The organism is Psychrobacter submarinus (genome assembly GCF_904846685.1).
Lineage (GTDB): Bacteria > Pseudomonadota > Gammaproteobacteria > Pseudomonadales > Moraxellaceae > Psychrobacter > Psychrobacter submarinus.
The window spans coordinates 240,831-259,444 of the sequence record NZ_CAJHBQ010000002.1 but is presented as its reverse complement, the minus strand read 5'-3'; the positions used below and the strand labels follow the sequence as shown (position 1 = coordinate 259,444).

The 18,614-nt window shown below is 45.5% G+C and carries 16 protein-coding genes; 5 read left to right on the top strand and 11 right to left on the bottom strand.

Annotated elements, in window-relative coordinates; genetic code table 11:
• Positions 1 to 29: 29 nt before the first annotated feature.
• The 7 genes from gspM to JMY03_RS07345 all read right to left on the bottom strand — a co-directional run bounded on the left by gspM (position 30) and on the right by JMY03_RS07345 (position 7,082).
• Positions 30 to 629, bottom strand: a complete 600-nt coding sequence (gene gspM / locus JMY03_RS07375) for a type II secretion system protein GspM (protein ID WP_201602563.1) — start codon at positions 627 to 629, stop codon at positions 30 to 32.
• A gap of 108 nt (positions 630 to 737) precedes the next feature.
• A complete protein-coding gene (gene gspL, locus JMY03_RS07370; protein WP_201602561.1) occupies positions 738 to 1,949 on the bottom strand; it encodes a type II secretion system protein GspL in 1,212 nt (403 codons plus the stop codon).
• Between the two features lie 92 nt (positions 1,950 to 2,041).
• Positions 2,042 to 2,497, bottom strand: coding sequence for a phosphohistidine phosphatase SixA (sixA, locus tag JMY03_RS07365; RefSeq protein WP_201602559.1), 456 nt, complete (start codon positions 2,495 to 2,497; stop codon positions 2,042 to 2,044).
• Between the two features lie 45 nt (positions 2,498 to 2,542).
• On the bottom strand, positions 2,543 to 3,910 hold the full coding sequence (locus JMY03_RS07360; RefSeq protein ID WP_201602556.1) for an NAD(P)H-dependent glycerol-3-phosphate dehydrogenase: 1,368 nt from the start codon (positions 3,908 to 3,910) through the stop codon (positions 2,543 to 2,545).
• 162 nt (positions 3,911 to 4,072) lie between these two features.
• A complete protein-coding gene (locus JMY03_RS07355) occupies positions 4,073 to 4,843 on the bottom strand; it encodes a nitroreductase family protein (RefSeq protein WP_390880078.1) in 771 nt (256 codons plus the stop codon).
• Positions 4,844 to 4,954: 111 nt separating this feature from the next.
• Complete coding sequence (zapE, locus tag JMY03_RS07350; protein ID WP_201602553.1) at positions 4,955 to 6,055, bottom strand: cell division protein ZapE; 1,101 nt, start codon at positions 6,053 to 6,055, stop codon at positions 4,955 to 4,957.
• A 367-nt stretch (positions 6,056 to 6,422) separates the two neighbouring features.
• Positions 6,423 to 7,082 carry an alpha/beta hydrolase gene (locus JMY03_RS07345; RefSeq protein ID WP_201602550.1) on the bottom strand — a complete coding sequence of 220 codons (660 nt, stop codon included), beginning with the start codon at positions 7,080 to 7,082 and terminating at the stop codon, positions 6,423 to 6,425.
• A gap of 349 nt (positions 7,083 to 7,431) precedes the next feature.
• Between JMY03_RS07345 and JMY03_RS07340 the strand changes: the two genes are divergently transcribed.
• From JMY03_RS07340 to xseB, 3 genes are all read left to right on the top strand, one after another.
• Positions 7,432 to 7,761 carry a hypothetical protein gene (locus JMY03_RS07340; RefSeq protein WP_037058683.1) on the top strand — a complete coding sequence of 110 codons (330 nt, stop codon included), beginning with the start codon at positions 7,432 to 7,434 and terminating at the stop codon, positions 7,759 to 7,761.
• Between the two features lie 228 nt (positions 7,762 to 7,989).
• Entirely contained in the window at positions 7,990 to 9,540 is a 1,551-nt protein-coding gene (gene xseA, locus JMY03_RS07335; protein WP_201602547.1) for an exodeoxyribonuclease VII large subunit, read from the top strand.
• Between the two features lie 30 nt (positions 9,541 to 9,570).
• The gene (gene xseB / locus JMY03_RS07330) at positions 9,571 to 9,816 is read left to right on the top strand and encodes an exodeoxyribonuclease VII small subunit (RefSeq protein WP_025644148.1); all 246 of its coding nucleotides are present in this window, start codon (positions 9,571 to 9,573) and stop codon (positions 9,814 to 9,816) included.
• Positions 9,817 to 9,915: 99 nt separating this feature from the next.
• On the opposite strand, the gene pncB is transcribed toward xseB, so the two are convergent.
• From pncB to JMY03_RS07310, 4 genes are all read right to left on the bottom strand, one after another.
• A complete protein-coding gene (gene pncB, locus JMY03_RS07325) occupies positions 9,916 to 11,142 on the bottom strand; it encodes a nicotinate phosphoribosyltransferase (protein ID WP_201556661.1) in 1,227 nt (408 codons plus the stop codon).
• A 512-nt stretch (positions 11,143 to 11,654) separates the two neighbouring features.
• Positions 11,655 to 12,542 carry an ATP-binding cassette domain-containing protein gene (locus tag JMY03_RS07320; RefSeq protein ID WP_201602544.1) on the bottom strand — a complete coding sequence of 296 codons (888 nt, stop codon included), beginning with the start codon at positions 12,540 to 12,542 and terminating at the stop codon, positions 11,655 to 11,657.
• 78 nt (positions 12,543 to 12,620) lie between these two features.
• The gene (locus JMY03_RS07315; RefSeq protein WP_201602541.1) at positions 12,621 to 14,591 is read right to left on the bottom strand and encodes a glycine betaine ABC transporter substrate-binding protein; all 1,971 of its coding nucleotides are present in this window, start codon (positions 14,589 to 14,591) and stop codon (positions 12,621 to 12,623) included.
• A gap of 643 nt (positions 14,592 to 15,234) precedes the next feature.
• Positions 15,235 to 16,665: a coniferyl aldehyde dehydrogenase gene (locus tag JMY03_RS07310; RefSeq protein WP_390880188.1), complete on the bottom strand. Its 1,431-nt coding sequence runs from the start codon at positions 16,663 to 16,665 to the stop codon at positions 15,235 to 15,237.
• Positions 16,666 to 17,066: 401 nt separating this feature from the next.
• On the opposite strand from JMY03_RS07310, the gene lipB reads away from it, so the two are divergent.
• Together lipB and JMY03_RS07300 are read left to right on the top strand one after the other, a co-directional pair.
• Positions 17,067 to 17,885 (top strand): lipoyl(octanoyl) transferase LipB, encoded by an 819-nt coding sequence (lipB, locus tag JMY03_RS07305; RefSeq protein WP_201602537.1) that lies wholly within the window; start codon positions 17,067 to 17,069, stop codon positions 17,883 to 17,885.
• A 174-nt stretch (positions 17,886 to 18,059) separates the two neighbouring features.
• Positions 18,060 to 18,590 carry an inorganic diphosphatase gene (locus JMY03_RS07300; protein WP_025644142.1) on the top strand — a complete coding sequence of 177 codons (531 nt, stop codon included), beginning with the start codon at positions 18,060 to 18,062 and terminating at the stop codon, positions 18,588 to 18,590.
• Positions 18,591 to 18,614: the final 24 nt, after the last annotated feature.

The following is an 18,614-nucleotide window of genomic DNA, read 5'->3' as shown; positions in this document are numbered from 1 at the left end:
AAGATTGAGATTGAATGCCAGTCTAATCGTTAAGAAGCAAGCGTGGCTTGTACTTGAATTTGCTTGGTGTTGATATCTTGCTGCATATTGAGCTGAGTGACCTGCCAGCCCTGCTCGCTCAGCTTACCAAGCGCGCTACTGATAAGCGCTTGGCTTGGGTTAGTAAAGCTTAACTGCACAGTATCACCAACGGCCGCTACTTGAGCATTAGCAATACCGGCATTGGTTAACAGCGAATTAACCGCAGTGGCAGGGGCAACGACCTGGCCATCAGTACTGGCATTGAGCGCGTTGTTGTCAATATTGCTCGCCTGCGCACGTAACCAAAAATAATCGGCTACTTGCTGCTGGTACTGCGCTTTGCTGTCTTTCGCCGCTTGATTGACACTATAGCTGCCATAACCGCCGAGAAACACTAATAAAAATAGCGATAAAACGCCTAAGGCCAACTGATCGCGTGGAGACAGTGCTTGCCAGCGTGTCGCTAATGTCGATTGGTAACGGCTTAAACGCTCAGACCAAGTATTGCTAGAGGCAGGACTACTCGTCGCCGTATTTAAAGAACTTGAAGAGCTTGTACTATTACCTTTCGTACGGCTAGGTTTAGTACGGCGCTGCGGCTTATTCATCACTGAGCCTTTTTTTACTTAAATTTTAAGAAGCTATAAAAACATTTAATAAGTTATAAATCGTCAAAAGCAACATACCACATGATCACATGACATTGACGAGCCGGGTTAAGAGGAAGATAACTCGCCAGCCTCAGCGCTATTATCCGCTATATTTACGGTTATCTGCCCACTGAACTCGCCTTGCTCATTACCGTTAACGCTTAATAAGCTGGCCGCTATTCCTTGAGTAACTAGCGTATTAGCAAACTCGTCAAGACTGCTGCGATTAGGCGCAATAAGCGTAAAACTAAGAGAGCTTGGCTGCATCATTAAGCTTTGCGCAGTCAGTGAAGACTGCTTAATGAGAGGTGATATACGCGCTAGGATTGTCATATGCGCCGACTGGGCTTGACTATCTGTGCGCAGCTTGTCTTGCATCTGCGTCTGTAACAATGTCCGCGAATTTAAGCGATCTTCTGGAAACCAAGATTGAAATTGTTTGCCGATAGCGCTTTGGGTTGCCGCACTTGCTTGATTATAGCGGTACGCTTGTAAGCCATCGGTAGCCATTTGTAATACCAATGCTGATAGCGCCACCATAGCCGCCACTCGCAAATAAGGAGAGAGCTTTGTGTCTGAGGTCTTAGTAAAGAAGTTCAGAGCGTGACGATCAGGTATATCTATGGGCTCAGGCTTGGCGGCAATCTGAGTGAGTAATAGGTGCGGCGCGGAGAGCTGTGGCGATTCTATACTCGCTACAGACTCATCGATAGCACTTACTCGGCATATCTCACTGAGATGAGGCAAGCGCTCAACCACTAAGGGCAAGTAGCTGACTGCCATGCCCTGCTGCAACGACTGCCGCAGCAAAGTGGTGTGTTTATCTTGATACAGCACTACTTGCTGACCTGCGCCTTCCTCAGGCACCGGCAACAATAAAAAATCAGGCAGCAAAGCTCCAATATTAAACCCTGCCAGTATTGCGCTTTGTTGCCATGAGTCACTATCGTCTTTTGCGAGCGCGTAGAGATGATGGTGACTGGCATAACTCTGCTGACGCACCATCAGCTGCTCGACTGGGGTAATTGACGTTTCTTCAAATAAGTACTGCTTGCCAGTATCGCCTAGCTGCTTGAGCTGATTAAGACTGAGCTCAGTATCTACTTGGAGCAAATGGCTAGATGGAAAATACAAACAAAGCCGCTTATCATTACCACTTTTATAACTAATATAATGCTCTTGCAATTGCTGCCAGTCATCGACTAGCTGCCACTGCTTAGCATCTGCTTGCCAGACCGCAAGTGGGCTATGCTGATCTCTTAACCAAACATGTAACAATAGAGATGTCCTTTAGTAGTTAGCGGTTGAAGTTGACAGTTTATTTAAAAGTGGATAATTTATTAACGCTGATCTAAGCTACCGAAGGCTATCTACGGCTGCATAGGTACAAAACGATCAACCTCTTCGGCCATTCCTGACATCACAAACTCCATCTCAAACACTCGCGCTTCAGCTAGTGAAAACGACTCAGGACTTGCGCCAGTGAGTAAGCTGGCAATATTAGCGACAATAGACATATGACAAACCACCACCAGACAGTTTGCTTCAATATGGCCAAGCTCTATCAGTGCTGCATGAGCGTCATCTGAGGGCGTGATATTATCTTGTACACTAGCTGGCACATCGGTGGCACGCGCTTGCAGTTCTGCTAGGGTCTGCTGCGCTCTATCGTACGGACTGACCACAAAATGATCAGGACGATAATGCTCTATAAGATATTCAGCCGTCTGCGCGGCTTGCTGCTGACCGTATTCGGTCAACTGCCGTGCGCTATCTGGGCGACTCTCGTTTTCAGCTTGTCCATGTCGCATCAGTATAATCTTCATAGCACTCCTTTTGCTCATCTTTATTTGCTTTATTTTTGATGAGGATTATTTATTCTTAAGGTTATTACTGTCTTTTTTATCGGTGTTGCCTTCGCTGTCGTCTGCGCTACTCGCAGCGCTCATCTGCGCGGTAAGGGCCGCATTACTATGGTCATGCGGCATCACAAACTCCACGTCACTACGAAATCCGGCTTCCATCAAGTGTAGAGCGACTCCTAGCGCTGCCTTATCTTCATAGATGACCGCATGTAGAGCATGAGTAATAGGCATATAGATACCTTGCTTACTGGCTTTTTCATGGACCTGCTGAATAGTATTGACCCCTTCAGCGGTTTGGCCTAGCTTTTTGACCGCCGCATCGATATCCATACCGCGCCCGAGCATATTACCAATTCGAAAGTTGCGGCTCAGCTCTGAGTTACAAGTGGCATAAAGATCGCCTACGCCAGACAAACCTAAGAAAGTAAGCGGATTGGCGCCTTCTTCTACGCCAAAACGGCTCATCTCAGCCAACGAGCGTGTCAACAGCATGGCCTTAGTGTTTTCACCGACATCGTAGGCAGCAGCCATGCCCATAGCGATAGCATAGATGTTCTTAAGCGCGCCGCCAAGCTCGACACCGCGAATATCATCACTAGCAAACACTCGGAAAAAAGCACTATGTAGCGCCGCTTGTACGGCGTGGCGTAGCGGCTCTGACTCACTGGCGATGACCGTAGCTGACGGCATGTTTTTCATGATTTCAACCGCCAGGTTTGGCCCTGACATCACCCCAAAGTTCACCTCCGGCAGCTCATCTTTAATGATATCGCTCATCAAAGCAAACGTGTCTTTTTCCATACCTTTTGTGAGCGAAACAATCGATTGACCACTGATAAATGGTTTGATATTTTTGAGAGTCTCGCGAAAGGCTGAGCTAGGTACGGCTAAAAAGATAATATCTTTGTCTTTTACCGCAGCTTCTAAGTCGTAGCTGTACTTTAAGCGATTATCGAGCTTGTACCCTGGCAGATATTTCTTATTCATCTGCGTTTTTGCCATAGACTTGACGGTGCGCTTATTGCGTACCCAAATGGTAGTATCACAGCCATTTCGCGCGGCTAGGTTGGCCATTGCTGTACCGAAACTACCGCCGCCAAGTACTGTTAGACGTATCTTTTCTGGGCTCTTATGTATTTGATCCATTTGTTTGGCTACCGCCGCCTCAACTTTATTAGGGTTCAATTTTTTGCGACCAAAGCCTGATTTGGTGGCTCGGTCAAGGATACTGGCTATCAGGCCAGTTGATTTGTTCTCATTGCTATTGTTATTATTATTGTTATTATTTTCGCTATTATTACTCTTGTCGCGACCTACAGTGTCAGCGTTATTAGCATTTTGATTTTGCTTATCTTCATCTGAGGAGCTTGTCATATACTTATATCCATATTGTCAGTGCTTAAAGGATGAACCAAGTAGCTATTAGCTATTACGCCCTTTATACTTATTGAAAAAGTTTCGACCAAAAAAGCTTTAGTAAAAACTTTTTGGCGCAAATATAGGTCAGCCATTATTACTCTTAACCGCAATAAATCTTTAAGACTCAAAACGCAGCAGCGGCTCTATATCCATAGGTTTTCTGCGAGGTTTGGGTTTTGGGCTCGTACCAGTATAAATAAAGGCGACAACATAGTCATCAGCCGCGACATCAAAATAATCTTTTACCGCAGGCTCATTGCACAGCAGACCTGTGCGCCATACGCTGCCAAAACCTTGCGCCATTAACGCTAATAGTAGATTTTGCACGGCTGACCCGGCACTAAGCATCTGCTCAAACGGCGGGACTTTCTTGTGCTCTTGCATCTTAGTGACGACTGTAATAATCACTGGCGCGCGCATTGGCAGATTGGCAGTTTTTTTACGGGTCTTATCCGATAGTGTCTCACCTGCTCTCGCCGCTTGCGCTTCTGCCGCCTCAAGTAATGCTTGCCCCAGCTGTTGACGCGCTTCGCCTTCGCTGATAATAAAACGCCAAGGTCGTAGTTTTTTGTGGTCGGGCGCAGTCACCGCGCAGTCAATCGCCGCTCTGATTTGCTCGTGAGTCGGTGCCGGCTCTTGTAGATTGCCAATAGTGCGCCTAGACTTAATCCACTCAATGAGCTGCTCATCGCTCATTATGATACTCTGGCGAAGTGCTATCTCATCTAGCAGCTGCTTATCTTCTACATCACTTTCATTGCTACTATCAAGGCGGTCACTCTCATGATTGTCATTTTCACGGCTGTCACTCTCATGATTAGAAGTTTCTTTGGTTGTTACGCTTAATTCATCTTCCTCGGTGATTAAACGCTCTCTTGGCGTACTCATTTGTCATCCTTTTATCATCGTCGGCTATTATCATTATTATTGCTATCATTTTATAAAGAAGTTTTACGCGGTTATCATTTAAATTGTCAGATATTTAAATCCATAAGATCCTTATGCGGCGTCATCGAGTCGATGCGGCATCTTTAGATAATCCTCTGATTGCATCTCAAGCAAGCGTGAACGAGTACGCTCAATCTCAAAGGCCAATTTCTCTCCTTGATAAAGATCAAGAATAGACTGCTCAGCACGTACTAACAGCTTAACCCGACGATCATAGAACTCATCGACTAAGTAAATAAAGCGGCGAGTTGGATCTCGCAGATCGTCGTCTAACGCTGGTACGGCATTGATCAAGACCGTGCTAAATCGATTGGCAATTTCAATAAAATCAGCAGCGGAGCGCGGCTGCATACACAAATGGCGAAAGTCACAAAACAAGATGTCTTCGGTACGGGCATTGATCTTAATCTCGCGGCCATTAACCGTGATAGGCTCGCTACTGATTTTGAGATTGTTCGATAAACTCGCAAAGCGGTTGGCAAGCCAGTTATGGTTCTCACGCGTCATAGGCGATTTATATAGTTCCGCCTGCTGCAAGACACGCAAGCGATAATCGATACCAGAGTCGATATTCATCACCGTAGTATGTGTCTCAACCTCTTTGATAGCCGGCATAAAACGGTCTCGATGCAGACCATCTTTGTACAAGCCTGCCGGCTCGATGTTTGAGGTAGCAACCAAAGTCACCCCGCGATTAAACAGCATGGTAAATAAGTCGCCTAATATCATCGCATCAGAGACGTTAGAGACAAAAAACTCATCAAAGCAAATAACTACTGCTTCGTTATGGATAATATCAGCAACCTTTTCTAGCGGATCGCTTTGGCCTTGTAGTTGGTTGAGCTCTTTGTGCACTCGCTGCATAAAGTGATGAAAATGCTGACGCATCTTACGCTCTATAGTCAGCGAATCATAAAACATATCCATCATCCAGGTCTTGCCGCGGCCAACGCCGCCCCACATATACAAGCCCTTTGGCGCGGCAGGTTTAGATTTAAAAAACCCAAAAATGCCCTTTTTTTCTTCGACCGTATTATTAAGCTTATGATAAAGATCATCAAGATAGCTCATGGCTATATACTGTTTTTCATCTCGGGTAAAGTCTTCAGAGCTGATGGCTTGCTCGTAGCGCTGTAATGGAGATAATCTCATAATACGACTCATATTTAACAAAATAAAAAAAGTGTTTTGGCCGTCTACTCTTATTCGCTTATGTCTTTTGCACTGAGACAATAAGGACAGATTCGTCAGAATAAATGGTGTCAAAGCAGTGGTGCTTGCTATACCAGCTTTATTCTCTAGGCCAACACGGCTCGATGTTTACGACTATAATGCAGCTTATGTAAAGCGATAATTATTGTTTTAGATATACGGATACTATAACGTGCTCTAATGCTACTATGCTATAGCTATTCTATGATAACTACTATGTAGCACTTGTACTCTATAACTTGTACTCTATAACTTGTACTCTATAACTTGTACTCTATAAATAAAATCTGCGCTTTTAGGCTCTCAGTTAGCTATCAGAACCGAAACTGTGCTGCTCTAATAGCTTTTTTAACTCCGTCAAACGCCCATGGAAAAAATGCCCCGCACCTTCGACTACGCTGACCTCAATCTCTAAACGCTCAGCAAAAGCTTGCATATTGTCAGGTGAGATGACCTCATCGGCATCTCCATAGATCTCAAACGTCTTCTCAATCGGCAAAGCAATATGCTCGCTATCGTTTTTTTCAATTGAAGGCGAGATGAGCGCGACATTGGCAATCTCAAAGTCGCTTAATCCCCAGACATGCGGCGACACTAAGACCTGCTCAGCGGTACGAGCCGTCACATAGCCGCCAAAAGAGAAGCCGCCTAGCCACAGTTTGCGAGCATCGCTCTGCCCGGCAATCCATTGTAACACGGTCATAGCATCGACCACCTCACCTTCCGCGTAGTCATGCTCTCCTGTCGACTGCCCTACCCCGCGAAAGTTAAAACGTACCACGTGCATACCGTTGTCGCGGGCAAAACGGTACATAGTCGTGACCACTTTATTATTCATCGTGCCCTCAAATAACGGGTTCGGATGACACAGTAGCGCCACAGTATCGGTATTAGGATCACAAGGATTGTCTTGTTGCCAAAGCGCATCAACTTCTAACACGCCAGCAGGAGCAGGAATTAAAGGCATAATAATAACGACCGATTAAAAGAGTGAGATCAATTATGCTAGAAATCTGCTATATTTCAAGTGATTTGCTGTTTTAGTCTTATTAAAAGCAAACAGTCTCGTTAAAAATTTAAAAAAGCGCAATACTACAAACACGACATCTATAGACGTGACGTAAAGAGTAGTAGTAAGCTAATCTTGTAAAGATGACTAAGCATCCTAAGCAACCTAAGCAACCTAGTCATTTCATCTTGCTAATCTTGACTCAGTTGTAGTAAAGGAGCATCTTATGAACAACCTTTATAATCAATCCAATGATCAGTCCCACAATCTCGGCTCTACTAGAAAAACAGCGCTTCTAGCGTCAACGATGATCGTAGCACTAGCGCTGAGCGCTTGTCAGAGTACGCCTTCCTCCCCTGTTATTCAGCGTGCTGACTCCACTTATGAAACCACAGGCCTTGGCGCAACCAAGATACAAGCTCAGCAAAATGCCATTGCTACCGCTGATAAAACGTGTCGCGGTAAACAAGTCATCGTCGTCAAAGACACCGTTAGATATAATGGGATTTTGAATGAGCGTACTGGACGCATGGTCGGGCAAGCTGGCGCGATGGTAGGTGCTATACTAGGGACTGGCTCGCCTGAGCTAGCACGCGACGATGATTATGAATATATGATTAGTTTTCGCTGTCAGTAAAGACGCAGGCCTAACGAGCATTTGATCTTTTTTTGACATACCTAAGCTCTCTCTTGCAAGCTTGGATCTTTTGATCAACTTGGCTTCGCTTAGCCTTAGATTTTGAGGTAAAGTAGAAGGCTCTAATATCGTGGCAAAACCAGTTTGGCTGTTTGCTATTGTTTCAATTTAATATGGTTTAGCTTACCATTACCTCTTCATTTTATATTCCCTATTCGGTCTGATTCTATGCGCAAACCTAACCTTAATTCTGTTAAATCATGCAATGCAAAAACTTTAACGCCTGCCAAAGATTTAGCGACTTTGGAAGCAGAGTTGGCCGAGGTCGAGAGTAGTTTAGAAAACAATCTTGAAGATACCGTGCTACGACTTAGTGATTATTTAAGCGCGGTTGAGATGGTGGTTAAACAAACCTTTGCCCACCGAGTTTGGGTTAAAGCTGAAATTCGCAACCTCTCGAGCAAAGGCGGCCATTATTATTTTGAATTGGCCGAAAAGGACGATGACGGCAAAGTCGTTGCTAGCTGCCGAGGCAACCTTTGGCGCTTTAAAGCGGCGCGTGTACTCGCTAAGTTTGAACGCGCGACGGGTATGGCGCTCAGCCGTGATCTGACCGTCTTACTTAAAGTATCAGCGAACTTTCATCCTCAGTATGGCTTTTCCTTGACGATTGAAGATATTGATCCGAGCTATACCCTAGGAGATTTGGCACGGCAATACGCGCAGATGGTCGATCGCTTGAGCGGTGAAGGCCTGATGCACCTCAATCAGCAGCTAGAGTCCCCTTTTGATATAGAGCACGTGATTGTCATTGCCCCAGAAAAAGCCGCCGGATTAGGCGATTTTCAAGCGGACGCCGATCGTCTTGCTAATACGGGCGCTTGTCAATTTCATTATCATCACGCTACCTTTCAGGGCAATCATGCGCCCGCCGAGATTCGTCAAGCGATCGTCAGCGCTCAGCAGCGCTTTTTTGATAGTTATCAGCGCCTGCCTGATCTACTGGTGATCATTCGCGGCGGCGGCGCGGTTGGCGACTTAGCTTACCTCAATGACTACGAACTTGCCGCCTTGGTCGCTGAGCAGCCAGTGCCAGTTTGGGTCGGTATTGGCCATGAGCGCGACAAAGTCATCCTTGATGAAGTAGCACATAGCAGCTTTGATACGCCATCTAAAGTGATAGCGGCGATTATCGCTCACTTAGCTCGCCTAATAGCGCAAACTTTGAACTATCAATCACAGATCAAGCAAGCAGCGCAGCGTCAGCTCAAAGTCGCTCAGCAGCAAAGCGTCAGACAACTCAGCCAACTGCAATCACAGACTATCGGGCAACTCACCGCGCTGAAAAAAGACAGCAACTACGCTTGGCAAAGTATTCAGCAAAGCGCGCAGCGACAAGTCAAACAAGCGGCTAGAGTGACTAGCGACTGGCAAGCTCAAATCAAGCAAGGCGCGCATCAGCAATTGACGGCGGCTAGTATTGCCGCCAAAAATCATCGAAAAACAATAATGCATAGTAGCGAGCAGCAGCTAGCACAAGCTCAGCGCGATAGTGAACATCTACGTGATATCGTCCTACTGCATCGGCCTACGCGAGTGCTAAAACAAGGCTATAGCATGCTAATGGACAATAAAGGTCAGCAGGTATTGACTAGTAGCAGCCAGCTTTATGCTGATCAAACCATCAACATTATGCTAAAAGATGGGCAAGCGACCGCGCAGATCTTAAGTGTCAAAAGCTTAGAAGCTTATAGCCCCACTCATGACAATTTACAGTGATTTTTAATTTAAAATAGTAAAGGAAACCCTATGGCCACTTCGACTCGTAGACGTAAAAAAGCCGCCCCAAAAACCTTTAAGGCGGCCTATGATATTCTAAAAACCAATGCTGCAGAATTACAACAGCAAGACGAGCCAGATATCGACAACCTAATGACGACGGTTGAAGAGTCTATCGCCGCTTATCGCGTCTGCGAAGAGCGTATCAATGCCGTGCAGCAAGCGTTAGATGCTGCTTTTGCTGAGGAAGTCGTCGTCACTGATGAAGATGACTGATTAGACTTATCCACTCTTCTTCGACATTACAACTTCAAATAAGAATTTGCTGGGTTAAAAACCCAGCCTACATAAATAATATAAAGCTAAACTATTACGCTACTCCGGGTCATCAACCTCAAACACTTGCCGTAAATACGCCAAATAAGTGTCATTATTGATCATGGTTTTGCCAGGGCTATCTGATATTTTCGCTACCGGCTGACCATTACACTCTACTAGTTTGAGTACAATATTGAGCTGCGTCAGACCCATGTCATTAGTGAGATTCGTGCCAATACCAAAGCTGGTTTTGATCCGATCCTTAAAGTACTGATGCAGCTCCCAGGCTTTTTCTAGGTTTAAGCCATCACTGAAGGTAATAATCTTGGTTTTTGGATCTATTTTTAGTTTTTTATAATGAGCGATGGCTTTATCACCCCAAATATAAGGATCGCCGCTATCGTGACGCAGGCCATCGAAGAGCTTGGCAAAGTACAAGTCAAAATCGCGTAAGAACGCATCCATGCCTACCACATCAGTCAAAGCGATACCCAAATCGCCACGATATTCATGCACCCAAGCTTCTAATGCCGCCTTTTGCGAGTTACGCAAACGCACGTCTAAGGCCTGAAACGCTTGCATAAACTCATGCGCCATCGTACCTATTGGCGTCATCTCCAGTGTCTTGGCTAACAATACATTGGACGTGCCGCTGATAATATTGGGCTCAGCCTGATGCAAGGTCTTGACCACGTGCGCTTGCCAGCGTTTACTAAAGCGCCGGCGCGTACCAAAATCCGCAACGATAAAGGGCGGCGTATCACTCTCATTATTGACTTGCTGCTCGGCATACTGATGTAGCAAAGCCACTTTAGCATCTAAACGGCGCTGTCCCTCGGCGATCACTTGCGGATTAGATAAAGCATTAAAATATAGCTCATTGACAATAGCCAGTACAAATACCTCAAAAAACATCGCTTGAATCATTGGCCCTTCGATATCGATGAATAAACGCCCTTTACTATCAGTACTGACGGTAATAAAACGACGCTTGAGCTGAAATAGCTCTAAATAATCGACAAAGTCTGAGCGCATAAAGCGTAAGGTTCGTAAGTACTCTAATTCGTCAGGCAAAAACCGCAGTTCACAAAGACTATCTAGCTGCTGCTCTAATGATTCTTTGATGGTCGCTAGCGGATAAGCAGCATCATTATTATTGCGGCAGCGAAAACGATACACCCCATGCGTCTGCGGAAACTGATGCAGCATTGCTTGTAGCATAGTGAACTTATAGAGATCATTGTCTAACAAAGAGGTGATAATTGGGGTATGAGTAACAGCCATACGGTAACCTTAGCGTGTGGATTTTATAATAAAGAGTTTTCTAGCAAACAATAGCAGTAAACAAAACAGAGCTTAAGTATAACGCCATTATCTAGCATTTGCTTATCTGCCGCTTAATAACCTCAAAACCGTTAGCATACACTCATGACTGGAGCAACTTCATTAACGGCGCGTACCCTAATTGCGGCTTGACACTGATAGGGATAAAAAATGACCAAAATACAGACCAATCATTGAAAAGCTAGAGACGACTTGAAAAGGACTTTGGATAAGATATCGTAGATAAAACGAGCTTTCGTTGAATTTTTTTGCTTTGGTTTACTTTGGGTGACTTATTTTAGCCTCATATTACGAGCATTACGAGGCTAAAACAATGAGCTAATGTTAATACGACTATCTAGGCATTAAGATTGTGTTAACCAGAGAAGAGACTCACTTTAAAATATAGCGTGTAAAACCCGCCTTTAAGCAGGCAGGTTCTTTCGCGGTAGCTATCTTTATTTATTATCGCTTTAGTGCTTCGCACTCATAAACTGCGCGACATAGTCATCGGCAGGACTGTCTCGCAGCTCATTTGGTGTGCCGGTTTGTACTAAGCGTCCGCCGTTTAAAATGCTAATGCGCTGCCCGACTTTGACTGCCTCATCGATATCATGAGTAATAAAGACGATGGTCTTATGCAGCCGAGCCTGTAGCTCTAATAGCTGATCTTGCAATTGGCCACGGATGAGCGGATCGAGTGCGGAGAAGGCTTCATCCATCAGCAGTATCGGGTTATCTGTGGCTAAAGCGCGCGCCAGCCCTACCCGCTGCTGCATACCGCCCGATAATTCATCCGGGTAGCTGCTCTCCAAATTAGGCAGACCAACCTCAGCTAACCAATGACGAGCAATCTCATGACGCTCGCTGACACTCATTTTGCGTACGCGCAGTCCGTAAGCGACGTTTTGTAGCACAGTCATATGCGGCATCAGACCAAAATGCTGAAACACCATGCTGACCGTATGCTGGCGATACTGCTGCAAACCTTTATCATCCAGATCTAAGATATTTATGGCTGAATGGCTCGTATGTGTATCGGCAGCCGCGGGCTTACTAATGTTAGCAGCTTTGTCATTTCGCATGTCGGTATTGACCCAAATCTTGCCAGTAGTCGGATCAATCAAGCGATTAAGATGGCGTATCAGCGTTGATTTACCTGAACCCGACAAACCCATAATACAGTGTAGCTCGCCGGCCTTTATCGCTAAGTTGACATCGTATAGCCCGACCGAATAGCCGGTTTGTGCTTTCACACGCGTACTGTCCATTCCGTCAGCCAATAAGTCTAAGGCAGACTGTGCTTGCTTTGGGCTTGCATTATAAATCTTACTGATATTTTCTAATTTGATATGATCCATCATTTTTCTCAATAGTTATTATTTATGCCCGTGTTTGCTATTTAGTTGTTGCTCATAAGGGCGAATAAAAAGGTCAGCTTAACCTATCGTTGGGCGGCGACCTTCTTCGATGGTCTTTTGCCGCGCGCGCTTACCTTGACCAAATGCTTGGCTGATACGGTCAATAATAATCGCTACAATGACAATCGCCGTACCTGCCTGCAAACCTTGACCGATATTGAGCGTTTGAATAGATTGCAGCACATCTTCGCCCAGTCCCGGCGCGCCAATCATTGAAGCTAGTACTACCATCGCAAGCGACATCATCACCGCCTGATTAATCCCTGCCATAATACTCGGCAGCGCTTGCGGCAGTTTAATCCAGATCAGTAGCTGCCAGTGTGTACTACCAAATGAGCGGCCCGCTTCGATCATTTCATGATTGACCTGGGTAATACCTAACGTCGTCAAACGTATCAAAGGTGGCAGCGCATATATTATGGTGGCAAATAACGCCGGCACTTTACCGATACCAAACAGCATCAGCACTGGAATCAGATAAACGAAGCTTGGCATAGTCTGCATAACATCGAGAATGGGGGTCACAATTTTGCGTAATAAGGCACTCCCTGATATCGCAATCCCGATAGGTATACCGATGACGACCGTGATGAGCACTGAGACAATCAGTAGCGCCAAGGTATCAATCAAAGCGCCCCACAGCCCAAATGCGCCAATCAAAAACAGCCCTACGCCGCAAGCGACAGCGAACCATATTTTGCGCACCCCAAACCAAGCCAATACCGTCACTAAAGCGATAATCAGCCAAGGGGGAATGACGGTTAACAAGCGCTCAATAGGCAATAATAAATAAGTCAAGGTTACGCTGCTAATACCACGAAACACCTCTCCGTAATCTCTTACTACCGTTGCTAGCGCCTTATTCAGCGGGGTCTCAAGCGACCATTCTGGGAAGCTTGACGATAGCCCTAGTAAATTATCTGATGCCGTTTCATCATTTAGCGGCGAGTCAATACGAGTATCTCCAGCAGTCGTACCTGTCAAACGAATATCTAGATCAGTCGCCAATGCCGTGGCAGCCTCTGCAGAGAGCCAGTTTTGCCAAATGTCAGGGTTTTGTTGCAAAAACAGCAAGGCCTGCTCATCACCGCTACGCTTATTTTCGCTCATCTCCAATATCGCGCCATTGAGCTGGTCTGGAGTGAACTGTACTTTTTTGAAGGCTTGGCTGAGCTCTGGATTGCTATCGAGAAATGGCGTCGATACCGCAATCGCTAAAGGTGACACAGGAAACCCAGTCACACAGTCGGAGGTACCATTGGCTAATAATAGATCATCCCAGCAGCTCTTATCGTGTTCAGGGAACTTGAGCGCTGCAAAGTCGTATTTCGCCATCAGTCCTGTCGGCTGCCAGTAATAAAACAACAACGGCTTACGCTGCTCAAAGGCGGAGGAGATCTCAGCGTCGAGCGCCGCTCCTGTTCCGGGGCTTGTGATATTAAAGATACGATCTAAGCCGGTGTTTTTGAGTAGACGCACATTGAATATCTCACAAGTCCAGCCTGCAGGACAATTCATAAAACGGGCTTCATCAGGGCTTTCAGGATCAGTGAATAGCTCAGCGTACTCTGGCAAGTCTTGATAATGACGTAGACCAGGATTATCGTCCATTACGTATTGCGGCACATACCAGCCTTGCGTCGCGCCGCCTTTTAGCGTATCGCCAATGATCGTCACTTTATTGTCTTCAATAGCTTGCTCTAAGATGGGTGAGCGTCCTATCCACTGCTCGCCGATGACTTGTATGTCATCTTGCAATAGCGCGTTCTCAAGCGCTGGCCCCGCTCCTGGTACTTCTTCAACGACGCAGCCGTAGCCGCTCTCAGTAATGTACTTGAGGACGCCTGTAGTGAACTGCCCGCTCTCCCAAGTAAGCGCGCCAAACTTAATGGGGGTCTCACAAGACGATGTGGAAGCTGCAGCCGAGGCAGATAAAGGCAGTAATAGTGAGCTTAATAGGAGTAAGCTAAAAGCAATACATTGGCGCATAATAAATCCTATATATGGTTTTAGCGATGACTACTTATGATCAAAGCGAGCTTTTATGACTATTTATGTTTATAACTATTAGCTTGTATAGCCTTTCGCTGGTAGCTATGAGACGGTAATCGCAGCGCCATAAAAGATGGGTATGAAATATGAGTAATGAATAGTATAGTCGAACCACTATTAAAGTGTTACAGCGTTAGACTCGTTTAGCCTACTACTGTAGTACTTGCACTCGTCTGCCTTGTACCACTTTTAATATTGATTGACTATATGTAGAACCTTTGCAGGTTTTGACAGTATTTTTTCAAAAAAATAGCGCTTATCAAAATAAACGCTATTTTATTAGGGCGTGTTGAACATTCGCAAATAGGCACTGCTGATCGCTAAAATTGTTCCAGACAAGGCACAAAGCGACGATAATGCAGATGCCTTAGCGAGATTTGTAACGCAGTATGGGGCAATTTTAGCATCAGCCCTCACGACAACAACAGGGACAGGACTCTTTTTTGCCGCTTCATCGTTAAAAATAAGCGCTTAGAATGACTAAACTTATTATTTTTAACATCGAATCGCCTAAAAAATAGTCGCTGTCAGTGCCATGGTCGAATGTTCAACACGCCCTATTTTATTCATTTAAAAAGAGCTATTTCAGCATTAAGCCCATTGCTTTTTTGAAAAAACCACCATAAGGCGGCAATAGTAAATTCATACCATTTAATTTATTTTGTACAAAAATAGGCTTCATATGGCTCAAGCGCTCAAATCCTGCTTGGCCATGATAAGCACCCGTACCTGAATGACCAACACCGCCAAACGGTAAATCATGCTGCACGACGTGCAATATTACTTCATTGATACATAGGCCGCCTGATACGGTATGTGAACGCACTTGCTCAATCTCATTTTGATCATCGCCAAAGACATACAATGCAAGAGGACGCGGACGCGCATTGACATAATCGATAGCGTCTTCTAGCGTGTCATAGTGCACTAGCGGCAGCACAGGAGCAAAGATCTCATTTTGCATCACTTCACTATCATCGTTAGGCTCGCTGACGATAATCGGCGGCATCAAGCGCGTGTCGATATTCGGCTCGGCATCGGTTAGTAGATGCACATCCTCACCGGGCAGCTGATCGAGATAGCCTTTCACGCGTTTGAACTGTTGATTATTAATAATCCGTGAATAGTCTGGATTATCCGCGATATTAGGATAGTGCTTATCCATCCACTCTTTGGCTAAGCGGATAAACGCCTCATGATCTTTACGCTGTACTAGCACATAATCAGGTGCGATACAGGTTTGACCCGCATTGAGAGTTTTGCCCATCATCACGCGGTTAACCGCTGACTCAAGATTAGCACCATTTAGCACAATAACCGGCGACTTACCGCCAAGCTCAAGCGTCACTGGCGTCAAATTAGGCGCAGCAGCTGCCATGACTTTTTTGCCGACAGCGGTTGAGCCAGTGTAGAGCAAATGGTCAAAGGGCAGCTTGCTGAACTCTTGAGCAATATCAACCTCCCCTAACACTACGCAGACCATATCTTGCGAAAAATAGCGCGCCACGGCCTCTGCAAACGCTTGCGCAAATTTCGGCGCCGCTTCACTCATTTTTACCATGACGCGATTACCTGCCGTAAGCGCATCTATTATCGGCCCTACCGCCAAAAATAACGGGTAATTCCAAGGCACCATAATACCAACCACGCCTAGCGGCTGCGGCTGAATCTCATTATGAGCGGGCATATAAAGTGCTGAGATGGAAGCACGGCGCGGTTTCATCCATTTTTTGCCGTATTTTCTAGCGTGACTGATACCGGTAAAGCTTGGGAATAGCTCTGCAAATTGCGTCTCAGACTCACTACGATAGCCAAAATCGGCACTGATCGCTTGCGCTAAGCTATCCTGCCTTTCGCTTAGCATCAGCTCCAAGTTATCCAATTGCTCAGCGCGAGTGGCCCAATCATTGATAGGCTGATCGCGACTTAGCTTGTATAAGTGCGAAAACTGCGCGTGCATCTCATCAATGGTCGTTGCAATGCTCAGCGACTGACTCGTCTCGTTTGCCATATGATGACGTGTTTGCTCAATAATCTGATCATCGGCCTGATAGTTGTTTTGCTGTGTATCTGTCATTTGTCATCCTTGTCATAAAAGCTAGCGTCAAGACGCACTAGCGGGTTGCTCTCTAATGTAGCGTATTGACTGGCGAATGAAAAGCACGATTATCAGACTTATAGGTTCGCATCAGCTAATCATTTTGTTACCGGATATACATGAGCGCTAAAGTAGTACTATATAAACACGAGCACTAAAAACGGCTACTAATTTTGTCTTAAGCTCATAAAAGCACTTAATTTACCGCTATATCTATATTCATTAGATAAAAAAAACTGCTACACTTAATGATTATTTTTAGCCTTTATTATGAGGATATACCTCACTCTACACCCTCTAAAATAGCGAGACTTATGCAGCCTCTTAGTGATACTCTGATTAGTCGCACCTTTGCTGATGCTGATTATGTGGCAACGAGCGATGCAATGCGCGCAAGCATACTCAAGCGCATCGAAGTGAAACAACAGCAAGGGCTGCGGACCCCCGATGAGCTATGGATTGTCGATCACAACGATGTCTATACTTTAGGTCAAGCCAGCAAACCCGAGCACATATTGCAGCAAACAGATACCCCTATCATTCAAACCGATCGCGGCGGACAAGTGACTTGGCATGGACATGGCCAGTTAGTGATCTATTGGCTGTTCGACTTAGACAGCTTAGGCTGGAGCGTACGCAATTTAGTTTCTCACGCAGAGCAAGCCTTAGAAGACGTGATCAATGATTGCCTCAAGAGTCACTGCTCCAGTGAAAGCGCAGCATCAGACTTTAAAGCCAAAGCCCGGCGTGATGCCCCAGGCGTCTACATCTACTCAGGGACAGTTACCGATGACGCTAATACTGAAGCTCAGACAACTGATAATATTATGCTCGGTAAAATCGCCTCATTAGGATTCAAAATAAAGCACGGTTTTAGCTATCATGGTTTAGCGCTCAATATCAACTGCGACTTATCAGCTTTTAACGCCATTAACCCTTGCGGTTACGCGGGCATGCAAATGCTGCGCTTGGCAGATTTTGTCTCTATTGATAATAACGACGTGGATAACCACAAAATGAATAATAACGAAGCGACGCTCAGTTACAAGCGAGTCAGCCAGATGCTTATTGATAATATTGCACAGCGCCACGCCGGCGATATTGCTCTGCGTCCTGTACCGCCAAAGTCTTAGACTGCATAATATCGTGCCAGTATAGACTTAAGGCAAACAAGAAAAATAAATACAAACTTGTTATACTCGCACTCGGCAGCCATTAAGCACTGCGAGATTTGTGGTTTAATGGCGCGGTATAAACACAAATATTCTTTTTTAATATTCAATAATAGCAACAGTTGGAGACCCTTTATGGCAGATTTTAATCAGATTTTGGACGCCGGTGATGTTGATGGCGGCGTTATCAATGTAGTCGTTGAGATACCTACTGGTAGTAGCCACAAAATCGAATGGAACCGTGAGCTTGCTGTATTCGAGCTTGATCGTATTGATCCGCAAATCTTTGCTAAGCCTTGTAACTATGGCTTTATCCCGCAAACCCTTGACGAAGATGGCGATGAGCTTGATGCGCTAATCATCACTGAGCAGCCACTGCCAACAGGTATCTTTTTGAAAGCTAAAGTTATCGGCGTTATGAAGTTCGTTGATGATGGTGAAGTCGATGACAAGATCGTTGTCGTGCCTGCTGATGATCGTGATACGGGCAACGCTTATAACAGCTTAGAGGACTTACCTAAGCAGCTGATCAACCAGCTAAACTTCCACTTTAGTCACTATAAAGACCTCAAAAAAGCCGGTACTACGGTCGTTGAGTCTTGGGGCGACGTCGCGGAAGCCAAAGAGGTGATCAAAGAGTCTATCCAGCGCTGGAAAGATCTATAAGTGAATACTTGCGTTTTATGACGC